Here is a 3,982-nt window from a genome sequence, read left to right as displayed (position 1 = left end):
GGTTCAAAAGAACAGTGGGATCAAGTAAGACCTTCCAAAGAACCATGAGTCCTGCATCTTAAGTAGAGTAAAAAGKAGCCCTCAGGGGCTCTTTTTTCATATCCAACTGTCAACAGCCCACCCTTGCTATGCAATGGTTCATCCTTAACCTACAAATTAATCAATAATATTTGTTAGGTTTTATCTTCTTGAAAAATATGGTAGTATAAACATAGTCATTTGTTCTTTATTAAGAACAACCAAATAATAACTCACCCAATGGAGACAACGCAATGCAACTATCCATTTTCTTTCTAGCAATATTTTTATGCATGTTATTAACCCCAATTGCGAGAGTCACAGCACTAAAACTAAATATTATTGATTTCCCAAATACCAAATTGAAAACTCATAAGGCCCCCGTTCCCTATTTAGGCGGAGTGGCTATTTTCGCTACGGTAGGAATTTCTATGGCTCTTTTCGTGATGGACTCAAACATCCTCTTAAACTCCCAACACCGTGGTTTATTGTTTAGCACCTTAATAATCTTAGTCATAGGGTTAATTGACGACATTAAAGGAATCAGACCCATTATCAAGCTAAGCTTGCAAGTGTTTGCGGCTTACATCGCCTGGTCTCATGGGATAAGTTTCTTATTGTTTGACCATTGGTATTTGAATATGGCAGTCACGTTGATTTGGATCGCAGCCATGTCTAATGCTATCAATTTAATAGATATTATGGACGGTCTTGCCGCTGGCGTTGCTGGTATATGTTCGTTGTTTGTTGCTCTATTGCTTCACCTTACTGGGGATTCATTCAGTAGTACATTAATGTTTGTTCTGGCCGGTTCTTGCTTCGCATTTCTCATTTTTAATTTCAGACCTGCAAGGATCTACATGGGGGATACCGGAAGTTTGCTGCTAGGTTTCTTACTTGCTTGTACGGTAACGCAATGGGCTAATGGTCAACAAGTTGGTCAGCATCTAGTCGTACCAATTTTGATTCTGGGAGTTCCGCTATTTGAACTGTTCTTCGTATCGATACTTAGGATTAAAGCAGGGAAGTCCCCGCTTATAGGAAGTCAGGATCACTTCGCCTTAAGGCTTACTAGGATGGAATTTTCGGTTAAAAAAACGGTCTTTCTAACCTACGCCTGCTCAGTCGCCTTTGGAGCTATTGCTTTCCTGGCATTGTTTTATCAGCAATTTACATACGTTCTTGTGGCGCTTACTTTAGTGGTTGTGCTCTTCATCGCAAGTAGACTGAGCCAGGTAAAATAATGAAAGCTTAACTTGAGGAGTCGAACTGGATGGCTAAAATTATGTTGATCGTTCCATATGCTAAGTATTACTTGAATTTTTACTGGGATCTTATTGAATCGTTGGTGCAAGATGGGCATCGCGTGACGGCGGTGGCACCAGATACGGGAGCGGAAAGTGCTTTGGCTGCCATAGGTGTGAGATTTATTCAAGCTCCGATAAAAAATACAGGCTTAAATCCATGTTACGATATACGCAGTGTGTTCTATTTGACACGAATTTTACGGAACGAGCGTCCAGATATCATTTGCTGCTATTCAATCAAGCCTATACTTTATGGCTCTTTGGCGGCTCGGATTACAAGAAGCAAAAGGTTATATGCTACGGTTACAGGCTTAGGCTATTTGTTTACAGGACGAACATGGAAGCAGCGGTTGCTGTTACCTTTTGTCACGTCCTTTTATCGCTTTGCTTTTCAGCAATGTGAAGGGGCTTTTTTCGAGAATCCAGACGATATGCGGTTATTTAAACAGCTTGGCTTGATCAAGCGGGACAATACGACAATCATTAATGGTTCGGGCGTTAATCTCGATAAATTTTCAATGACCGCAACTCGTCCGATTCAGCCCCGAGTACCGTTAACTTTTATACTCATAGCAAGAATGATTAAGGACAAAGGGATTTACGAATACGTCGAGGCGGCGAGGATTTTAAAGGCCAAGTATCCTGATGTACATGTGTGCCTCTTAGGACCTTTTGATTCCAATCCGAGTTCGATTAATAAGTCTCAAATCACGAAATGGATGGAAGAAGGAGTAGTCAGTTATCTGGGGGAGGCAGTGGATGTACGTCCTTATTTAAGAAATTCCAATATCTTTGTATTACCGTCATATCGCGAAGGCACACCTAAATCCACCCTGGAAGCAATGGCAATGGGACTGCCTATCATAACGACCGATGTACCCGGTTGCCGTGAGACGGTTATTCAAGGATTTAATGGACTGATTGTCCCGGTAAAGAATGGGGGAGCCCTCGCCGCAGCGATGGAACGTTTTATCCTGAACCCACAAATGGCAGAAGTTATGGGAGCAAACAGTAGAGAGTTGGCGGCATCTAAGTATGATGTTCGTAAGGTAATCGGACAAGTACGGGGTGTTATACAAATTTAGCAGAAAAGGGGAAGCACATGTCCATTTACATCATTGGAGCTGGGGTTACCGGGTTGTCGTTCGCGTCTGCCTCAGGAAGCGGAACTGTGCTGGAGAGGGCTCCAGAGTTAGGAGGGAAAGCTTCGTCGTATCATGTTGAAACATCCGTCGGCAAATTCACCTTCGATATAGGAGGACACTGGTTTCACCATCAGAATGCACCCAAAGTTTTGCAATTGCTGGAGGGCCTCCCTCTTAAGAAACATGTACGCCGAGCATTCGTGTATTGGGATGAGGAGTGGTTTGATTTCCCGATCCAGCAGAGTTACAAAACACATCCCGATAGTCGTCTGGTCGATCAGATTGATCATGAACTAACTGTCATTGAGAACGAAACTGCAATTAGGAGTCGTAACTACCTGAATTATTCGGACATGCTGCTTAATTCTTATGGCCCAACCTTATTTGAGCATTTCTTCAGAGATTATAACGTGAAAATGTATGGCGTACCGAATCTAGCTCAAATCCAAATCGGCAAATATGAAAAAGTCAGAAATGTTCGCACGAACCAGAGCATAGAGGGTTATAATCATTATTTTTACTATCCGCAAGGTCATTTAGGGGCATCGGCGATTCCCAATCACTTGGCTCGAAATAAGCAAATTCAATTTAATTCCCACGTACAATCGATAAATTTGGATAAAAGAACGATTACCATAAATAACAAGGTTTCATCTTGGGAAACCATTGTGTCGACTATTCCACTGCCTAAATTGATAGATACCATCGTCGATGTCGATAGTGAGATTGCGCATTTATCCCGGCAATTGCAATCGAGTAGAGGGCTAATTATCAATATGGGTGTTAAGAGAAATCCGATGCATGCCAACAAAAGCTGGATTTATATATCCGATTTGAAGTATCGCTTTTATAGAATCGGTTTCTATAGTAACGTTGAATCTGAAATGGCGCCTAATGGCTATAGTTCTATGTATGTAGAATGCTCGCCGCTGTATTTTAAGAACCAGGATGAGGCTTTGAACTTAGTGCCGGAAGTCATAAATGACCTTATCGAGATCGGTATTATTGAGGACAAACGGGATATCATTACCTTAAAGCCAATTTATTTGGAACATAATTATTGCTTGCCGGATATTATGGTCACTACTCATATTCAAAACTACTTGCGGCAACACGGCATCTACAGTATTGGCAGGTACGGGAGCTGGCATTGGTCTAGTCAGCATGAGGATATGCAGCAGGCGATTACTTTGGCTGAGGAGTTAGGTGCATATCAAATTCTGGAAATTTAATAGAATATTTAAGAAGAAACGACTAGTACCCAACAGGGAACTAGTCGTTTCTTTCAATATCAATACATCAAACCTCTTGGATTTAATGGTATAATGTCCCAAATGAGTTGAATTGCATTGTTTAGAAAATCAAATCGATCATTATAAAAGGCGGCCAACGACATTGAAATATAAATTCAATAATCATCCCCAATACTATCATAGCTATTGTCTTTCTTTATTTATCATGGAGTACTCTACAACTTCCACAAAAATAAGTAGGAAAGGAGGAGAGGTTTGA

General features: G+C 41.2%; 3 protein-coding genes. All 3 read left to right on the top strand.

What is annotated here, in order from left to right:
* Positions 1–272 precede the first annotated feature (272 nt).
* From AC1DUA_RS27370 to AC1DUA_RS27360, 3 genes are read left to right on the top strand one after another with little or no spacing between them, the layout of a single operon-like run.
* Positions 273–1,262, top strand: coding sequence for a glycosyltransferase family 4 protein (locus AC1DUA_RS27370; protein ID WP_477502772.1), 990 nt, complete (start codon positions 273–275; stop codon positions 1,260–1,262).
* A 29-nt stretch (positions 1,263–1,291) separates the two neighbouring features.
* Positions 1,292–2,410, top strand: a complete 1,119-nt coding sequence (locus AC1DUA_RS27365) for a glycosyltransferase family 4 protein (RefSeq protein ID WP_477502771.1) — start codon at positions 1,292–1,294, stop codon at positions 2,408–2,410.
* Between the two features lie 17 nt (positions 2,411–2,427).
* Entirely contained in the window at positions 2,428–3,702 is a 1,275-nt protein-coding gene (locus AC1DUA_RS27360; RefSeq protein WP_477502770.1) for a protoporphyrinogen/coproporphyrinogen oxidase, read from the top strand.
* The last annotated feature ends 280 nt before the right edge of the window (positions 3,703–3,982 follow it).

This window comes from Paenibacillus sp. 01T422 (genome assembly GCF_056398785.1).
Note: the sequence above shows the minus strand (reverse complement) of the source record. Positions and strands in the feature narration are given on the sequence as shown.

What these genes read in the sequence shown, in the direction of transcription:
- AC1DUA_RS27370 (WP_477502772.1), top strand. Translation starts at nt 273, where the DNA reads ATGCAACTATCCATTTTCTTTCTAGCAATATTTTTATGCATGTTATTA.
- AC1DUA_RS27360 (WP_477502770.1), top strand. Translation starts at nt 2,428, where the DNA reads ATGTCCATTTACATCATTGGAGCTGGGGTTACCGGGTTGTCGTTCGCG.
- AC1DUA_RS27365 (WP_477502771.1), top strand. Translation starts at nt 1,292, where the DNA reads ATGGCTAAAATTATGTTGATCGTTCCATATGCTAAGTATTACTTGAAT.